The sequence below is a fragment of the Tsuneonella sediminis genome (genome assembly GCF_051912845.1).
GTDB classification, from domain to species: Bacteria; Pseudomonadota; Alphaproteobacteria; order Sphingomonadales; family Sphingomonadaceae; genus Tsuneonella; species Tsuneonella sediminis.
In genome coordinates, this window is sequence record NZ_JBNCBU010000001.1 from 533,937 (window position 1) to 549,914 (window position 15,978).

14 protein-coding genes are annotated in these 15,978 nt (G+C 66.9%); 8 read left to right on the forward strand and 6 right to left on the reverse strand.

The genetic code is table 11. From position 1 onward, the window contains the following. Positions 1-5 precede the first annotated feature (5 nt). Together ACPV3N_RS02680 and pgi are read right to left on the reverse strand one after the other, a co-directional pair. Entirely contained in the window at positions 6-1,436 is a 1,431-nt protein-coding gene (locus tag ACPV3N_RS02680) for a DEAD/DEAH box helicase (protein WP_440114283.1), read from the reverse strand. 287 nt (positions 1,437-1,723) lie between these two features. Then, on the reverse strand, positions 1,724-3,256 hold the full coding sequence (gene pgi, locus ACPV3N_RS02685) for a glucose-6-phosphate isomerase (RefSeq protein ID WP_440114286.1): 1,533 nt from the start codon (positions 3,254-3,256) through the stop codon (positions 1,724-1,726). A 173-nt stretch (positions 3,257-3,429) separates the two neighbouring features. Here pgi and lepB point away from each other — a divergent pair, with 173 nt between their 5' ends. Genes lepB through ACPV3N_RS02705 form a run of 4 tightly spaced genes read left to right on the forward strand, consistent with a single transcriptional unit; the run spans position 3,430 to position 6,186 of the window. Continuing rightward, a complete protein-coding gene (gene lepB, locus ACPV3N_RS02690; RefSeq protein WP_440114289.1) occupies positions 3,430-4,239 on the forward strand; it encodes a signal peptidase I in 810 nt (269 codons plus the stop codon). After that, on the forward strand, positions 4,194-4,913 hold the full coding sequence (gene rnc, locus ACPV3N_RS02695) for a ribonuclease III (protein ID WP_440114292.1): 720 nt from the start codon (positions 4,194-4,196) through the stop codon (positions 4,911-4,913). Before lepB ends, rnc begins: the two co-directional genes overlap by 46 nt. Further along, on the forward strand, positions 4,910-5,800 hold the full coding sequence (era, locus tag ACPV3N_RS02700) for a GTPase Era (protein ID WP_440114294.1): 891 nt from the start codon (positions 4,910-4,912) through the stop codon (positions 5,798-5,800). The genes rnc and era overlap by 4 nt, the downstream gene beginning before the upstream one ends. Beyond that, positions 5,797-6,186, forward strand: a complete 390-nt coding sequence (locus ACPV3N_RS02705; RefSeq protein ID WP_440114297.1) for a hypothetical protein — start codon at positions 5,797-5,799, stop codon at positions 6,184-6,186. The genes era and ACPV3N_RS02705 overlap by 4 nt, the downstream gene beginning before the upstream one ends. A gap of 10 nt (positions 6,187-6,196) precedes the next feature. Here ACPV3N_RS02705 and ACPV3N_RS02710 read toward each other — a convergent pair whose 3' ends face one another. From ACPV3N_RS02710 to plsY, 4 genes are all read right to left on the reverse strand, one after another. Further along, on the reverse strand, positions 6,197-6,379 hold the full coding sequence (locus ACPV3N_RS02710; protein ID WP_440114300.1) for a hypothetical protein: 183 nt from the start codon (positions 6,377-6,379) through the stop codon (positions 6,197-6,199). Then, complete coding sequence (gene topA, locus ACPV3N_RS02715; RefSeq protein ID WP_440114303.1) at positions 6,379-8,943, reverse strand: type I DNA topoisomerase; 2,565 nt, start codon at positions 8,941-8,943, stop codon at positions 6,379-6,381. The genes ACPV3N_RS02710 and topA overlap by 1 nt, the downstream gene beginning before the upstream one ends. A gap of 65 nt (positions 8,944-9,008) precedes the next feature. Next, positions 9,009-10,103, reverse strand: a complete 1,095-nt coding sequence (dprA, locus tag ACPV3N_RS02720; protein ID WP_440117408.1) for a DNA-processing protein DprA — start codon at positions 10,101-10,103, stop codon at positions 9,009-9,011. Further along, complete coding sequence (plsY, locus tag ACPV3N_RS02725; RefSeq protein WP_440114306.1) at positions 10,097-10,687, reverse strand: glycerol-3-phosphate 1-O-acyltransferase PlsY; 591 nt, start codon at positions 10,685-10,687, stop codon at positions 10,097-10,099. Before plsY ends, dprA begins: the two co-directional genes overlap by 7 nt. A gap of 112 nt (positions 10,688-10,799) precedes the next feature. Here plsY and murI point away from each other — a divergent pair, with 112 nt between their 5' ends. The 4 genes from murI (at position 10,800) to ACPV3N_RS02745 (ending at position 15,932) form a co-directional block, all read left to right on the forward strand. Next, entirely contained in the window at positions 10,800-11,594 is a 795-nt protein-coding gene (gene murI, locus ACPV3N_RS02730) for a glutamate racemase (protein ID WP_440114309.1), read from the forward strand. An 85-nt stretch (positions 11,595-11,679) separates the two neighbouring features. Further along, a complete protein-coding gene (hemA, locus tag ACPV3N_RS02735) occupies positions 11,680-12,900 on the forward strand; it encodes a 5-aminolevulinate synthase (RefSeq protein ID WP_440117409.1) in 1,221 nt (406 codons plus the stop codon). A gap of 107 nt (positions 12,901-13,007) precedes the next feature. Continuing rightward, a complete protein-coding gene (locus ACPV3N_RS02740; protein WP_440114312.1) occupies positions 13,008-15,197 on the forward strand; it encodes an EAL domain-containing protein in 2,190 nt (729 codons plus the stop codon). A gap of 39 nt (positions 15,198-15,236) precedes the next feature. Next, entirely contained in the window at positions 15,237-15,932 is a 696-nt protein-coding gene (locus ACPV3N_RS02745; RefSeq protein WP_440114315.1) for a nitroreductase, read from the forward strand. Positions 15,933-15,978: the final 46 nt, after the last annotated feature.

A 15,978-nucleotide genomic window follows, 5' to 3' on the forward strand; every position in this document is an offset into this window, starting at 1 on the left:
GGCCCTTATCCGCCCGTGCGGCGCTGAACAGTGCCTCCGCCCGCGTTGCCCTTGCCGCGGAAGCGCCGGCGACGGTTCTGGCCGCCCCCGCTGCCGGCGGCCTTGCCGCCACGCTCTCCCTGCCGCTCTCCCGAGGTATGCTGCGGCCGGTCGCCGCCCCGCTTGTCCTTGCGCTCGTTGCCCCGGCGCTCGCCGCCGATCGGCTTGGCGTGTACCTTCTTCCCGCGGGGCTGCTGGACCTGGCCCGGATTTCCCTTCGGCCGGACGATCGGTAGCTCTTCGATGAAGGCGCGGAAATTGTCAGGGAGCGGGAGCCTCTCGCAGGTAACCCCGGTCAGCTTCTGGATGTCGCGCAGGTATGCCCGCTCGTCCTCGGCGCACAGCGTCATCGCGATGCCATCGGCGCCCGCGCGCGCGGTCCGTCCAATGCGGTGGACGTACTGTTCGGACACGTTGGGCAGCTCGAAGTTGATCACGTGGCTTACGCCCGGAATGTCGATCCCGCGCGCGGCGATGTCGGTCGCAACGAGGATCGGCACGCGGCCGGACTTGAAGTTGGCGATCGCCCGCTCGCGCTGCGGCTGGCTCTTGTTGCCATGGATCGCGTCGGCCTGGATGCCGTTCTGGCCCAGCTTCTTCACCACGCGGTCGGCGCCATGCTTGGTACGCGTGAAGATCAGCACCCGCTCCATCCCCTCGGTCTTGGGATAGCGCTTGCGCAGGATCAGTTCGAGCAAGCCCTGCTTTTCCGACTGGCTGACGAGCGTGACGTACTGCTCGACCCGCTCCGCCGTGGTCGCCGCGGGGGTGACCGACACGTGCGCCGGATCAGTCAGATATTGCTTCGACAGGTCCTTGATCGACGAGGGCATCGTGGCGCTGAAGAGCAGCGTCTGCCGCTCCTTCGGCATAAGCGCGACAAGCTTCCTCAACGCGTGGATGAATCCGAGGTCGAGCATCTGATCGGCCTCGTCGAGGACGAGGATCTCGACCCCGTCCAGCCTGAATGCCTTCTGGTCGACGAGATCGAGCAGCCGGCCCGGCGTGGCGACGAGAATGTCGGTCCCGCGATGCAGCTTGTTGCGGTCCTTGCCGACCGAGGTGCCGCCGACGACGACCGAGACCTTGAGGCCGGTGAAACCGCCGTAGTCCTCGGCGCTCTTGGCGATCTGGCCGGCCAGCTCGCGCGTCGGTGCAAGCACCAGCATGCGGCATGACTTGAACGGCGTCTGGCGGCCGGATTCGCGCAGGTTGTCGATGCTGGGCAGCATGAACGCGGCGGTCTTGCCGGTGCCGGTCTGCGCGATGCCGAGGAGGTCGCGGCCGCCCAGCACGAGCGGGATGGCCTGCGTCTGGATCGGCGTGGCGACGGTGTAGTTCTTCTGCTCCAGCGCCTGGAGGATGGGCTGCGAGAGCCCGAGTTGTTCGAATGACATGATAAGTAAAACTCGTATGCGAGCGACAGCGCGCGGCAGCCTTGGCGGCGCGCGCGTTCGCGGTGGTGGTTCTAACCGCCCGCGTGAAATGGGAAGTCGCTTGAAATCAGGATCGAAGCGCGCGCCGGGGCGGTGTGACCGCCGCTTCACGCTGGCAAGGCGCGCATCGGTTCGGACGGGCAGATGGTGCAGCGCGGCAAAAAAGTCAATGACAAACATCCGTTTGCCCACGCCACCGCTGCGGCCCTTCCAGCCGGGCCCCGGGGTCGCCCGTCCCAGGAAGACGGCTAATCGCCCAGCCCGGCCGCCTCCAGCAGGGCCTCGGTGCTGGGGTCGAACTTGCCACCCCCCGCCTCGATATCCTTTGCCATCTTTTTGCCGAGCTCGACGCCAAACTGATCGAACGGGTTGATCCCAATCAGGACCGCGTTCGCGAAAGTGCGGTGTTCGTGGAAGGCGATCAACGCGCCCAGCGCGGCGGGATCGACGTCGTCGAGAAGAATCGTGGCGCTCGGTCGGTCGCCGGGAAAGAGGCGCGCGGGGTCCTTGCCGTCGGCGGCCATGCTGCCACCCGCCATCAGCGCCGCGCCCTGCGCAAAGCAGTTGGTCAGCAGTATCTCGTGGTGTGCGGGATCGAGGGCGTCGCCCGGCGCAATGCTGGCGATGAAATCGACTGGCACCTCGACCGTGCCCTGATGCAGCAGCTGAAACACGGCGTGTTGACCGTCGGTCCCCACACCGCCCCAGGTGATCGGGGCGGTCGGCCCGTCGACCGGCGCTCCTTCAGCCGTCACTCGCTTGCCGTTCGATTCCATCTCGAGCTGCTGGAGGTAGAACGGCAGCAGCGCGAGCCGCTCGTCATACGCGAAGACGGCACGGGTCTGGCACCCGCGCACGCGGGTGTAGAACTGATCGGCAAACGCCGCGCGCAGCGGAAGGTTCGCGCGCCCGTCGGCATCGCGGAAATGCACGTCGATCGCGTTGGCACCGGCCAGCATGGCGTCGAATGCGTCCCACCCCGCGCCGAGCGCGATCGGGAACCCGATGCTCGACCACAGCGAGTAGCGCCCGCCGACGCTTTCCGAGAACGGCAGCACGCGGGTTTCGTCCACGCCCCATTCCACAGCCTTTTCGGGCGCGGCGGTCAGCGCGACGACCCGGCCGTAGGGGTCGGCCACGCCGCTGTGCCGCAGCCAGTCGATCGCGCTGGCGGCATTGGTCATGGTCTCGATCGTCGTAAACGTCTTGCTCGCGACCGCGATCAGGGTCGTCGCCGGATCGCACGCCGCGAATGCCTGTTCGAGCGCCAGCCCGTCGATATTCGACACGACGTGGACATCGACCAGCGCGCCATCCCGGGCCAGCGCATCGATCGCCAGCTTCGGGCCAAGCGCCGATCCGCCAATGCCGATATGGATCAGGTGCCGTATCTTGCCCAGCGCTCCCCGGTGTATCGCATCGACCAGAAGGTGCATCCGGTGGTGGAACTCGGCCGCTTCCTCGACCGCTTCCTTGGCCCCGATACCGCGCTGGGCGGTGTGCTCGGCCGCGCGGCCCTCGGTCACGTTGACGGTCGCACCCGCGAGCAGCGCGGCCCGCTTGCCGGCGAAGTCGCGCGCCGCGGCGAGATCCTCGAACGCGGTCAGCAATGCGTCGTCGAGGTGGGTCTTCGACCAGTCGAAGATCGCCCCGCCTTCCTCCCAGTCCAGCCGTGCCGACAACTTGCCGACCCGGTCCGCATCGCTCGCGTAAAGCTGCGCCAGCGTGCGCTGCGGGGTGGATTGGATGGCCTGCCAGGCGTTCCGGACGGCGTCGCTCATGAATATCCTTTCCTACTGCCCGCCCGGGCGATTAGAGGGGCGGCGATGATCGATAGCGTCCCCCCGAGCGTGCGGCCACCTTTCGAATGCCGCGAAAACGTATTCCCGAAAGCATGTTCTTCTTTTCCGGGACTGTGTGACAGGCGTGACAGGGAACGGACGGGGCCTGCCGGATGACCGCCGACAGCACGACCGCCGGTACCGCCACGGCCGAGCAGGACAGGGAGACCTGGGGCAGCTTCGCCGCGTTCGTCCTGAAGCTGGCGTTGGCGGTGTTCGTCTTTCGCAGCTTCTTCTTCTCGTTCTACACGATCCCCAGCGAATCGATGCTCCCCCGGCTGTGGAACGGCGACTACTTCATCGCCGCCAAGTGGCCCTACGGCTATTCGCGCTGGTCTCTGCCCTTCAACCTGCCGCTGATCCCGGGCCACGTGCTGGGCAGCCTGCCCGAGCGCGGCGACGTGGTCGTTTTCAAGCACCCGGTCGACAAGGTCGATTACATCAAGCGCGTGATCGGGCTGCCGGGCGATACCGTCGCGTTGCGCGCGGGGCAGGTCATTCTCAACGGCGTGCCGGTCAAGCGCGAGATCATCGGCGACTTTTCCATCCCGCAGTCTCCCAACACCGGGTGTGCGTGGGGCGGACGGGCGGCAGGCGCGGCCTGTTCGTATACCCGCTTCCGCGAGACGCTTCCCTCGGGCGCGAGCTACGACACGCTCGACTTCGGCCGGACACCGCAGGACGATTTCGGCCCCGTGGTGGTGCCACGGAGGCAGGTGTTCGTGCTGGGGGACAACCGCGACAATTCGCAGGACAGCCGATTTCCAGCGATGCCGGGCGGCGGCGTCGGCCTGATCCCGGATGAATTGCTGGTCGCCCGCGCCAGCGCGATGGTGTGGTCGACCGACGGGTCGGCAAGCTGGATCAAGCCTTGGACATGGCTGACGGCGGCCCGCTGGTCGCGCATTGGGCACGCGATATGACGGCTTGCCGGCTCTCCCCCGAAACCCGCGCCTGGCTTGAACAGACCGGCTTCACCGTTCGCGACGAGGCGGTCTGGCGCGCGGCACTGACGCACGGCAGCACCGGCGAGGCGGTGAACTACGAGCGGCTCGAATGGCTCGGCGACCGGGTCCTTGGCCTGGCGATCTCCGAATGGCTCTACGCCAGCGACGACGCGCCGGAGGGCCAGCTTGCCCAGCGGCTCAACGCGCTGGTCAGCCGCGACACCTGCGCGTGCACCGCGCGCGACATCGGCGTTCCCGCGCATCTGCGCCTCGGCAAGCAGGCACGCGACGACGGGGCGCACGACAGCGACAACGTGCTGGGCGACGTGATGGAAGCACTGCTGGGCGCCAACTTCATCGAAGCCGGGTTCGATGCCACGCGCGGCCTCGTGCGGCAGATCTGGGCGGAAGCGGTCGAAGGGCGCAGGGGCCGGTCGAAACATCCCAAGTCGGCGCTCCAGGAATGGGCGGCCGGCAACCGCCGCAAGCCTCCCGAATACGCGATGCTGGAACGGTCCGGTCCCGATCACAACGCCCGTTTCACGGTGCGGGTGACCGTCGCCGGCGTCGGGGAGGTCGAGGCCGACGGTTCGAGCAAGCAGGCGGCCGAGACCGCCGCCGCCAAGGCATTCATGGAGAAGTACGGATGACCCGCTGTGGATTCGTCGCCGTCATCGGCGCGCCGAACGCCGGCAAGTCGACCCTTGTCAACGCGCTGGTCGGCCAGAAGGTCGCGATCGTCAGCGCCAAGGCGCAGACGACCCGGGCGCGGCTGATGGGCATCGCCCTTGAGGGCGATACGCAGATGGTGCTGGTCGATACACCCGGCATCTTCGAACCCCGCCGCCGGCTCGACCGCGCTATGGTGAATGCTGCGTGGGACGGCACCGAGGCGGCCGACGCGGTGCTGCTGGTGGTCGATCCGGTCAAGCAGCGCCGCCACGAGCTTGAACCCCTGCTCGAGGCGCTGGGCCACCGGCCCGAACGCAAGATCCTGGTGCTGAACAAGGTTGACGTCGCGAAGAAGGAACCGCTGCTCGTCCTCGCGCAGGAACTGACCGGCAAGGTCGATTTTGCCGAGGTGTTCTTCGTCTCGGCCCAGACCGGCGACGGGGTGGCCGAGATGAAGGCCGCCCTCGCCGCGATGATGCCCGAGGGCGAATGGGTCTATCCCGAGGACCAGGTATCCGACGCGAGCGAGCGCCTGCTCGCCGCCGAGATCACGCGCGAGCAGCTCTACCGCCAGCTGCACGAGGAATTACCCTATGACAGCGCGGTGCGCCCCGAAAGCTATACCGTGCGCAAGGACGGCAGCGTCGAAATTCACCAGCAGATCGTCGTCGGCCGCGACACCCAGCGGGCGATCGTGCTCGGCAAGGGTGGCGCGAAGATCAAGGCGATCGGCGAGGCCGCGAGACTGGAACTGGCCGAACTGCTGGGGCAGAAGGTCCACCTCTTCCTTCACGTGAAGGTCGAGGAGAACTGGGCCGAAAGCCGCGAGATTTTCGAGGAAATCGGGCTCGACTGGGTGCGGTGACCTCGCCGCTGACCCCACGCCCCGGCGATCGCTTCGCGGCATTCTTCACGAAGCTGGACAGCGGCAACTTCGTGTACCGCCCACCCGGAGCGGCCAACGGCCTCATCGTGAGCAGCGCCGACTACGAGGGCCTGCTTCGGCGTCTCGGGCAGCGGCGGAAGCTGGCCCTCGTCCTGCGCTGGCTCGTGATCGCGGGGTCCGTAGCCTGGGGTATCCGCGATTACGACAGGAGCGGTTCCGTTTTCGCGTTCGTCATCCCGTTCGCACTCGGCTGCGGGATCGCCTTCCTGCTGAGCCTGTGGACACACCTCGACCTGCTGCGACCGTTCGAACGCGACCGCCGCCGCCTCGGAAAGGACGGCGGGACCGGCCGCACCCTGCATTAGGCGCTCGAGCCTAGCGCTTCTTCGCGATCTCGATCCCGTTCTTCTTGGCGAAGTCCTTGGTCGATTCCTCGCTGCGCCCCAGCGCCTTCGCGATCTCCTTGAGCCCCTTGCCCTTGCCCGCGAGCGTGCGGAGGGTGCCCGCCTCCTCGGCCTTCCACGGCTGCTTGTGCCGCTCGAAATGATCTTTCGCCATCAGCCTGCCTTCGCCTTCTTGGGGACCGCTTTTTTCGGAGCGGCCTTCTTCTTTGCAGGTGCCTTCTTGGCCGCGGCCTTGCGACCCTTCTTCTTCGCGGGGCCCTTGGCCGCGCGGGCATCGATCAGCTCGATCGCCTGCGCCTCGGTCACGTCCTCGGGCCTCGCGTCCTTGGGCAGCGTCGCGTTGGTCGTCCCGTCGGTGACGTAGGGGCCGTACCGGCCGGGCATGACCTTCATCTCGCCGCCGCTGGTCGGGTGCACTCCCAGGACCTTGATCGGCTCGGCCTTGGCGCGCCCACCGCCCGCGCCGCGGTTGGCAGCCTGCGCGAGGATGTCGACCGCGCGGTTCATGCCCACCTCGAACACCTCGCGGGTGCTCGACAGCTTGCCGTACTTGCCGTCGTGGCGGAGGTACGGCCCATAGCGGCCGATGTTCGCCTCGATCTCCTTGCCGGTATCGGGATGGGTCCCGACAATGCGTGGCAGGCTCAGCAGCTTCAGTGCCCATTCCAAGTCGAAGTCATCAAGGTCCTTGGGGATCGAGGCGCGCTTGGCGTCCTTGCCCTCGCCCAGCTGGACGTAGGGGCCGAACCGGCCCGTCTTGCGCTCGACCTCCAGGCCAGTTTCGGGGTCCTTGCCCATCGAGCCGTCGCCTTCGCCGGCGCCCGATCCGCCCGGGTTGGCGAACTGACGGGTGAACTTGCACTCCGGGTAGTTGGAGCAGGCGATGAACGCGCCGAACTTGCCGCCGCGCAGGGATAGCCGACCGCCGCTGCGCCCTTCGGCGACGCAGGTCTGGCACTCGCGCGGGTCATGCCCGTCCGCACGCGGAGGGAAAAGATAGTCGGAGAGGTATTCGTCGAGCGCTTCGGTCACTTCCGACGGCTTGCGCTCCATCACGTCTTCGGTCTTGGGCTTGAAATCGAGCCAGAACTGGCGAAGCAGCTTCTTCCAGTCCTCCTTGCCGTCCGAGACGACATCGAGCTCGTCCTCCATCCCCGCGGTGAAATCGTAGGCGACGTAGCGATCGAAGAAGCGTTCGAGAAACGCCGTCAGCAACCGGCCGGATTCCTCTGCGAAGAAACGGTTTTTCTCCATCCGCACGTACTCGCGGTCGCGCAGCGTCTGGATCGTCGAGGCATAGGTCGAGGGGCGACCGATGCCCAGCTCCTCGAGCCGCTTGACCAGGCTGGCTTCCGAAAAGCGGGGCGGCGGCTGGGTGAAGTGCTGCGTGGCGTCGACCCCGGTCTTGGCGGGGCTGTCGCCCTTGCGCATCAACGGCAGCAGGTTATCGTCGTCGTCCTCGCCCTTCTGGTCGAAGCTTTCTTCGTAAACCGCGAGGAAGCCGGGGAACTTCACCACCTGGCCCGTCGCGCGCAGTTCGTGCCGGCCCGTCGGATCGCGCAGCGTCACGGTGGTCCGTTCCAAGCTGGCAGCCGCCATCTGGCTCGCCATCGCCCGCTTGAAGATCAGGTCGTAAAGCTTCGCCTCGTCGCCCGCCCCCGCACGTTCGCGCCCGAAGTCGGTCGGACGGATCGCCTCGTGGGCCTCCTGCGCGTTCTTCGCCTTGGTCTGGTAGATGCGGGGCTTTTCGGGAAGATAGTGCCCGCTGAACCGGTCGCTGATCGCCCGGCGGCACGCGCTGATCGCGCTGCCGTCCATCTGCACCCCGTCGGTCCGCATGTAGGTGATCGCGCCCGCTTCGTAGAGCGATTGCGCAAGTCGCATCGTGTGACTGGCCGAATAGCCGAGCTTGCGTGCGGCTTCCTGCTGCAATGTCGAGGTCGTGAACGGCGGAGCGGGATTGCGCTTGAGGGGCCGGGTCTCGACCTCCTCGACCGTGAAGCGCGCTTCCTCGACGGCCTTTTTCGCAGCGTTCGCAGTGCCTTCGTCACCGATCGACAGGCGTTCGAGCTTCCTGCCGTCGTAGGTCACCAGCCGCGCATCGAACGCCGTGCCGTCGTGCTGCATGTGCGCGACGACCGACCAGTATTCCTGCGCGACGAACGCCTCGATCTCGCGTTCGCGCTCGACGATGAGGCGCAGCGCAACCGACTGCACGCGTCCCGCGCTCTTGGCGCCGGGCAGCCGCCTCCAGAGAACCGGCGAGAGCGTGAAGCCGTACAGGTAGTCGAGCGCCCGGCGCGCGAGGTAGGCGTCGATCAGGTCCTGGTCGAGATCGCGGGGCCTTGCCATCGCCTCGGTCACGGCGCCCTTGGTTATCGCGTTGAAGGTCACCCGCTGGACCTGGTCGGGCAGCGCCTTCTTCCTCGCGAGCAGGTCGCGCACATGCCAGCTGATCGCCTCGCCCTCGCGATCGGGGTCGGTGGCGAGGATCAATCTATCGGCCTTCTTGGCAAGGTCGGCGATGTCCTTCACCCGGCCCTGCTTGTCGCGGTAGACCTCCCAATCCATCGCGAAATCCTCGTCGGGCCGCACGCTGCCGTCCTTGGGCGGGAGGTCGCGGACGTGGCCGTACGAGGCAAGGACCTTGAAGTCCGACCCCAGATATTTCTCGATGGTTTTCGCCTTGGCGGGCGATTCGACGATAACAAGCTGCATGTGAGTGGTTCGGCATCCCTACGCGTATACGTGTACGCGAGGGTGGAGGGGGTCTGCGCGCTCCGTCAAGCGGTCAGGCTGACCCGCCCTCCCGCGTGCCGGACCAGAAGGCCTGCTATCTCCAGCTCGAGCAGCGCCATCTGCACCGCGGCGGGGCTTTCTCCCGACTGGCGGATCAACTCGTCGATCCCGACCGGAGCGGTTGTCAGAAGGGCGGCGACATCGGCCGGTTCGGCGCCGGCAAGCTCGTCGTGATCGAAACCATTGGCCGGCGCCGCCTCGCGGAAGGTCGATCGGGGCGTGCCGTCGAAACTGCTGAGAAGTTCGATCACCTCATCCGGCGACTGGACCAGTACCGCCCCGTCACGGATGAGCTGGTTGCACCCTGCCGCCCGCCCGTCGAGCGGGCTGCCGGGAATGGCCATCACCTCGCGCCCGGCTTCGGCGGCGAGCCGGGCGGTGATCAGCGAACCGGACCGCGGCGCGGCCTCGACCACGAGCGTCCCTGCGGCGATACCCGCGATGATCCTGTTGCGGCTGGGAAAGTGGCGGGCAAGGGGTTCGGTGCCGGGAGGCTGTTCCGCGATCAACAGGCCATGCTGCGCGACCTCCTCCTGGAGGTCCGCATGCTCGGGCGGGTAGGTCAGATCTATACCGCTTGCGATAACCCCGATGGTCGCAGGCATCGCGCCGCGGTGCGCGGCCCCGTCGATGCCGCGCGCGAGCCCCGAGACCACCGCGAGACCGGCCTCGGCCAGGGCCGCCGCGAATTCGCGCGCAAGCTTCACCGCCGCCGCCGACGCGTTGCGCGCACCCACGATCGCTACCGCCGGCTGCTGCGCCAACGACAGGTTGCCGCGCCAGGTCAGGATCGGCGGCGCACCGTCCGCCTGCGCCAGGAGCGGCGGGTATCCAGGCTGGTCATGAAACAGGTATTTCGCGTTGGCCCGGCGCACACGGGAGATTTCTTCGGCAACCCTTTCCGGCAGCGCGGCCGCATAGGCCCTCCCCCCTCGCTTCCCGAGGTCGGGAAGGGCGTCGATCGCCGCCTCGGCCGTGCCGAACCGGGCGAGGAGCTGGCGGTAGGTGACGGGTCCGATGTTCGGCGAACGCAGCAGCCGGATGCGCGCGAAAGCCTCTTCCTGCGCAAGGCTCACGATTTATCGCCGACCCTCGGTTCCTCGCCTCGCACCAGTCGGCCGATGTTCGCGCGGTGCTGGAAGTAGACCACGACCGCCACGGCAACCAGCGTGACTACCAGGTCTCCGTGACCCATGAGCCACGCCGCGAGGGGAGCCGCGGTCACTGCGCTGAGCGAGGCGACCGACGAAATCCGGGTGGCGACGGCGGCGAGCGCCCACACCGCCGCGCAGACCAGGAACACCGGCCACGACAGGGCCAGCAGCACGCCCGCCGCGGTAGCGAAGCCCTTGCCCCCCTTGAACCGCAGCCAGACCGGAAAACAGTGCCCCACGATCGCCGCTACCGCCGCCACGCCTTCCGTGCCGGGCCAGAAGAGTGCCGAAAGCAGCACCGCCGCCGCGCCCTTGCCCGCGTCGAGCACGACGGTCGCCGCGGCAAGCCCCTTGCGCCCGGTACGAAGAACATTCGTTGCCCCGATGCTGCCCGACCCGATCTGGCGCACGTCGCCGGCGCCGAACGCGCGGGTCAGAAGCAGGCCGAACGGGATCGAGCCGAGCAGGTATCCGGTCACGGCGGCCAGGATGAAATCTGTCTGCAACATTTGTCCCCGTGCGCACCGAGCTTGTCGAATTGCCGCGCAAGCCCCTAAGCGCGACGCTAGAAGCACGGCCCGACTTCGACAAGATCGGCCCGCACGGGTTTGGAGTTTTCGCGTGGATCCCGCCGCCCCCATCCTGCTGTTCGATTCCGGCGTCGGCGGGCTTTCCGTCCTTGCCGAACTCCGCAAGGTCCTGCCCGCGGCGCCGGTAATCTATGCCGCGGACACAGCTGGCCTGCCCTATGGCGCGAAGACCGAGGCCGAGATCGCCGCGCGGGTCGCGGGACTGCTCGGCGTCCTGTCCGAACGGTACAGGCCGCGCCTGGCAACGATCGCATGTAACACCGCCAGCACGATTGCGCTCGGCATGGTGCGCGAAGTGCTCAACATCCCGATCGTCGGCACCGTCCCGGCGATCAAGCCCGCCGCGGCGCTGACCCGGACCGGCACCATCGGTCTGCTCGGTACGGCGGCGACGATACGCCAGGGTTACGTGGACCGGCTCGAGCGGGAATTCGCTTCGGACAAGCATCTGATCCGGCATGCCGCGCCTGAACTCGTCGCAGCGGCCGAGGCGAAGCTCAGAGGTGACCGGGTCGACGTGGCGGCCATCGAGCGGGCGGCAACCGCGCTGCGCGTGGGAGCCGGCGACCGGCGGGTCGATACCGTCGTCCTTGCATGCACCCACTTTCCGCTCCTGGCCGATGAACTGGCCGAGATCTTTGGCCCCGAGGTGCGCTTCGTCGACGGGGCAGAGGGCATAGCGCGCCGTATCGCGAACCTGACCGAGGGCCAGGAATTTATCCGACAGCGTCCCGACCGGGCGGTTTTCACCGCAGAGCCGGCCCGCTCCGAAGCTTTCGCCAGCGCCCTGCAATCCTTCGGCCTTCACGAGACAGGCCGAATCTAGTCGCGAACGATTCGCAAAGATCACGGTGGAAATCTTGCGCCCGCAGCGGTAGGGCCGAATGGTTGCCGACGGACGGGACATCCACGTGAATTACGACCATATCTTCGACCAGGCGATCGATCGGCTCCACGCCGAAGGCCGCTACCGGGTGTTCATCGACATCCTGCGCAACAAGGGCGCGTTCCCGAACGCGCGGTGCTTTCACGGCCACAACGGGCCGAAGCCGGTCACAGTCTGGTGCTCCAACGACTACCTCGCGATGGGCCAGCATCCCAAGGTCATCGCCGCGATGGAAGAGGCGCTGCACGACGTCGGCGCCGGATCCGGCGGCACGCGCAACATCGGCGGCAACACGCACTACCACGTCCAGCTCGAAAGCGAACTCGCAGACCTCCACGGCAAGGAGGCGGCGCTGATCTTCACCAGCGGCTATGTATCCAACGACGCCACGCTGTCGACGCTCGCCAAGCTACTGCCCGGCTGCGTGATCTTCTCCGACGAGCTGAACCACGCGAGCATGATCGCCGGTATCCGCAATTCCGGGTGCGAGAAGCGCGTCTTCCGCCACAATGACGTCGCGCACCTGGAAGAGCTGCTCGCGGCCGAAGATCCCGACGCGCCCAAGCTGATCGCGTTCGAAAGCGTCTACTCGATGGACGGGGACGTCGCCCCGATCCACGCGATCTGCGATCTTGCGGAAAAGTACAACGCGCTGACCTACATCGATGAAGTCCACGCGGTCGGCATGTACGGCAAGCGCGGCGGCGGCATCTCCGAGCGCGACGCGGCCGCGCACCGGATCGACATCATCGAGGGAACGCTGGGCAAGGCCTTCGGCGTGATGGGCGGATACATCGCCGCCGACCGCAAGGTGGTCGACTGCATCCGCAGCTACGCTCCCGGCTTCATCTTCACCACTTCGTTATCGCCCGTCCTGGTCGCCGGCGTGCTCGCCTCCGTCCGCCATCTCAAGGGATCGAGCGAAGAACGCAACGGCCAGCAGGCCGCCGCTGCGCGGCTGAAGGCGATGTTCCGCGAAGCCGGGTTGCCGGTGATGGACAGCACGACCCACATCGTTCCCCTGATGGTGGGCGATCCGGTGCGCGCCAAGAGGATCAGCGACATCCTCCTCGCCGAGTACGGGATGTACGTCCAGCCGATCAACTTCCCCACCGTCCCGCGAGGCACGGAGCGGTTGCGGTTCACGCCCGGACCCGCGCATGACGAGAGGATGATGCGCGAGCTGACGTCTGCCCTGGTCGAGATCTGGGACCGCCTCGAAATCGGGGTCGCTCAGGCGGCCTGACTTTCGACTCGGTTCGTCGAATGGGACTTTCGCTTAGGTCCCTGTAAACCATTCGGTCGTATGAATTCGTGACCATTCCAGGGCGGAATGGCGCGCAACGGACGGACATGGCTGTCAGGAACCTTTTGAAGGGCTTCTCAGGAAGCCAGCATGACGCGGTGAGCGACCTCACCAGCAACGGTCTGCGCGCGGCCGTCCTCGATGACTTCGAACAGACCGGGATCGCATGGATCTGGGCCTCCGACGCCGAAGGCATCCTCAGCTACCTCTCCCCTGCCGCCGCCGAGGCGCTCGACATTCCGCTACCGACCCTGCTCGGACAGCCCCTGGCGAGCCTGTTCGAGACCGATCCCGACGACCCGGACAACCGCTCCGGCCGCCCGCTGGGTTTCCAGGTGAAGGCTCGCAACCGGATCACCGATATGGTCGTGCGGTGCACCCTGCCCGAGGCAAGAACCGGCCGCCCGGTCTGGCTGTCGCTTTCGGGCCAGCCGAAGATCGATGCGGGCGGCAGGTTCCACGGCTATCGCGGCGCGGCCAAGGACGTCTCGGTCGAATATCAACGCAAGATCGAGGACCAGCGGCTCGCGGAATTCGATTCGCTGACCAGTCTGTACAACCGCCACCGGATGAACCGGCGGCTTGAGAGTGTCCTTGCCGCCTACAAGGCAGCCAAGCGTGTCTGCGCGCTGATGATGCTCGACCTCGACCGGTTCAAGCAGGTCAACGACACGATGGGCCACCCGGCCGGTGATGCGCTTCTCCAGCAGGTCGCCGAGCGGCTGCGCAATGTGATCGGCGACCGCGGAGAGATCGGCCGTCTCGGCGGCGACGAGTTCCAGGTCATCCTGCCCGACATGGACGATCGCGGGAAACTGGGAGAACTGGCCGAGAAGATCATCCAGATCGTGTCCCAGCCCTACCCGATCGACGACAAGCGTGCGATCATCGGCACCTCGGTCGGCGTCGCGATAGCGCCGTACGACGGGCTGGAGCCCGACGAGTTGACCCGCGCATCCGACCTTGCCCTGTACGCGGCCAAGAACGGCGGCCGCGGCCAGTTCCGGTTCTATTCCGCCGACCTCAAGGACGAGGAAGAGGAGCGCGCGCTCCTGCTCGACGACCTGCGCGAGGCGCTCGCGGCGGACGAACTGCAACTCCACTACCAGCCCGTAGTGCGGATCGCCGACAACCATGTCGTGGGCATGGAAGCACTGATGCGCTGGGAGCACGAGGAACGCGGATGGGTCCCGCCGGGCACGTTCATCCCCGTCGCCGAGGAATCGAGCCTGATCGGTCCCTTGGGCGAGTGGGCACTTCACCGCGCGTGCAGGGATGCGACCGAGTGGCCTGCTACCGTTCGCGTCGCGGTCAACGTCTCGGCGCGCCAGTTCACCGCGAACGGGTTCGTCGAGGTCGTCGCCGCGGCGCTCGAGGAAAGCGGACTTGCGCCCGACCGGCTCGAGCTCGAACTCACCGAAAGCGTCTTCATGGGCGACAGCGAGACGACCGAGGCGACTTTCGCGGCGCTCAAGAAACTGGGCGTCCGCCTCGCGCTCGACGATTTCGGGACCGGCTACTCCTCGCTCAGCTACCTGCGTTCGGCACCGTTCGACAAGCTCAAGGTCGACAAGAGCTTCGTCGACACCTGTACCCAGAAGGATCAGAACAGCGCCAAGATCATCACCGCGATCATTGGCCTGTCGAAGGCGCTGGGAATGGAAACCACCGTCGAAGGCGTGGAAGCCTTCGACCAGCTCGACGTGGTCAAGAAGCGGGGGGCCGAACTGGTCCAGGGGTGGATCTATTCCAAGGCGATGCCACAGCCGGTAGTGCTCGCGAACATCACTTCGGGCGAATTCAAGATCGAGCCGAGCGGCCCGGACAAGCACCGCGCCGACCGCCGGTCGATGTTCCGCCGCGTGGGCATCATCCATGGCGATCACCGCTACGAGGCGGTGATTCGCGACCTGTCGAAGAACGGCGCGTTCATCGAGGGACTCGTCGGCGTGCCCAAGGGCACGCAGTTCGTGCTCGATCTTGGCGGCGGGCAGCTGGTCGTGTGCGAGGTGATGCGCTCGGAAGGGGCGCAGATCGGCGTCGAGTTTGAATCGCCGCTCGTCAGCGACGGTGCGGGGGGCCTGTGCACTCGCCATCGCGTTAGCCCCTATGCCCTCGCTGCCGCCGGGATGCCGCTGACCTCGCTCGCCCAGGGCGGCGCGACGCCGCTCGGCCAGCAGCAGTCACCGAGCAGTCCCCCACAGTTCATGCAGGTTCAGGTCGGCAGCGGGGGCTGAAGGCTTTACCCGGGCGGCCGAGGCGGTATGCCGGTTGCCATGAACAACCCATCGCCCCTCTCCTACGACGATGTCGTCCTCGGCCGCCGCTCGATCCGCGGGTACCTCGACAAGCCGGTATCGCGCAAACTGATAGAAGAGGTGCTCTCGCTTGCCGTGCGCGCGCCCTCGTCGATGAACACCCAGCCCTGGCACTTTCACGTCATTACCGGCGAGCCGCTCGACCGCATTCGTCGCGGCAATACCGAAAACATCCTCGCCGGCGTACCGGACAGCCGCGAGTTCCGTCGGGGTAGCGCTTTTGCGGGCGTTCACCGCGAACGGCAGGTCGAGGTAGCCAAGCAACTGTTCGGGGCAATGGGGATCGAGCGCGACGACAAGGATGGGCGACAGGACTGGGTCCTGCGGGGCTTTCGGCAGTTCGACGCTCCGGTCTGCGTCATCGTGACCTACGATCGCGTGCTCGACGACGGGGACGACGCCAAGTTCGATTGCGGCGCGGTGACCACCGCGCTCGTGAACGCCGCGTGGTCCCGCGGGCTCGGCTGCGTGATCAACTCGCAAGGGATCATGCAAAGTCCTGTCGTGCGCGAGCACGCCGGAATCCCCGACGATCAGGTGATCATGAAAGCGGTGGCGATGGGCTGGCCGGACCACGGTTTCCCCGCGAACGCGGTGGTAAGCAAACGCAAGACCGTCGCCGAGGCCGCACGGTTCATCGGGTTCGGAGATTGACCCCGACACCCGCGCGGGCGCACACTTGCCTCCAATGGAGACACCT